1 protein-coding gene is annotated in these 1,809 nt (G+C 54.9%); it reads right to left on the bottom strand.

Going from position 1 to position 1,809, the window contains the following annotated elements:
* Positions 1–386: 386 nt before the first annotated feature.
* Positions 387–1,472 (bottom strand): SGNH/GDSL hydrolase family protein, encoded by a 1,086-nt coding sequence (locus LKK83_RS07760; protein ID WP_324630460.1) that lies wholly within the window; start codon positions 1,470–1,472, stop codon positions 387–389.
* Between the last annotated feature and the right edge of the window lie 337 nt (positions 1,473–1,809).

The following is a 1,809-nucleotide window of genomic DNA, read 5'->3' as shown; positions in this document are numbered from 1 at the left end:
TTTCATTTGGGTCAAAGAGTTGGTGATAGGAGTCTATCATATCATTGCGGCTAAAGCCGCGCCCGTCGCTTGGTAGCCCCGTCTCTTTAGAGCGGGGCTACCAAGCGACGGAGTTTTTTTCGTGTTTGCAGGTGTTTTTGCATCCCTTCTCTACTTCGGGCTTGACCATGACTGACGGATACAGTAGGGGTATAAATGCCTAGTGGCAGATTACTGTCATCAATTTTTCGAGTAGTTTACCAAATTTTGGGCGGAGTTTGGGAGTTTAGTCCCGTTGAAGTTGGAGATTTTTCCTCAGGTTTAGGATTTTTTCCCAGAATCCAGGGGGGTTGGGGGAGTTAGGCTTGCCGGAAGTTGTGGCGCTCCCCGGGGGCGACAGGGGGGGTTTATTCGGAGTCGCTCAGTGCCTTCCAAGATTGCGATCGCAAGAGTGCGCCTCGCCAAATTTCATAGCCCTGGCGATTGAGATGGAGACCGTCGGTGGTTAATTCGGGCCGCAACGCACCGGCAGGGTCAAGGAATTGAGAGTGCACGTCGAGATAGATTGCGCCTTCTTGTTGGGAGATCGCGGCAATTTCTCGATTCAGGCGACGAATGCGCTGATTGGAAATCGTCCCCAGACGAGTGGGCAAAATCGATTGCACGATAATTTCCGCTTGGGGATGTTCTTCTCGCAGGCGACGCACGATCTGACGGTGATTCCAGAGGATTTCATCATCTCTGGCTCCCCGCCGCAAGTCGTTAATGCCGGCGAGCAGATAAATGGTGTCGGGTTGGGTGGCACTCAGGGCGGATAATCTGCTGAGAATGCCTCGGGAGGTATCGCCAGAAATGCCTTGATTCAACCACAGGGGTCCTTTGGGGAGGCGCTCTTGGGGAAACCACATGCTGATTGAATCCCCGAGGAGAATTGCGAGGCGATTGCCTCCTTGTCCTCGGGCGATCGCGCGTGCTTCTGATGCGAGCAATCCTTTCCACTGTTCGTAGGTGGGTTGGTTGGTGGCATCGCGCCACCATGAGGCAAAACTATCTACCGCTATCCGGGTGTAGGTCTGACCCGATCGCAGGGCTGCCAATCGTTGCTGGTACATCTGCGGTCCGGACAGGGGACGCGATTGCGCGGTGGGCAAGTAAGTCACCGGCTCTGCAGCACTGGTATCGGCAAAGACTTCCCAGGCGTGGGCGGCGATCCCCGCCGCGTCGCGGGCGCGGAAGGATTCCGGGGGCAAACCTTCAAAGAGCTGTTGCTCGAGCCACGATGCTGAGGGATTTCTCCCCACTGGGCTGAATTCTGGCTCGCTATTTTCCACCCTCGAAACGCTTGGGAGGGCGATCGGCGATTGGCACAGCACAGGCTCGGTTGCTTCCACGAAACCCGCGCCTAATTCTTTCGGTGGGTTGGGTTTTGCTGCTGGGGGTGATGCTTTTAAATGCGTTAACAGACCAATAGCCAGCACAAATGGATCGCTCATTGCATGTCACTCCGTCACACACACACACCTTTACCTTCTCTACCCGACGCGATCGCGTCAGGAAAGGACTGGGCGCTGCCGATTCGCTTTCCCTTGTTTCCGGATCCTCCGGTTTGCCACTTGCCTCATTTGTGCCTACATATTACTCCCCTGACGAGAAAAACAGTTGTCGCCAATTGCAAAGGAAAATGATTGTCCGCGCCGCCTAGTTTTCCTGGGGGTAGGTCACTCCCACCGTTAACCATCCCCCCGTGCAGATTATCATCGAAAATTAGGGGTTGGTAAGGGGGGCGAATGGAAACCCCTGTCATTTATGTATGGGGAGGAATTCGCCCCC

It is taken from the genome of Phormidium sp. CCY1219, from assembly GCF_035615515.1.
Taxonomy (GTDB): Bacteria; Cyanobacteriota; Cyanobacteriia; order Cyanobacteriales; family Laspinemataceae; genus CCY1219.
This window is presented reverse-complemented; position numbering and strand designations above follow the sequence as displayed.

Coding starts and splice junctions, on each gene's coding strand:
- LKK83_RS07760 (WP_324630460.1), bottom strand. CDS start 1,472: ATGAGCGATCCATTTGTGCTGGCTATTGGTCTGTTAACGCATTTAAAA.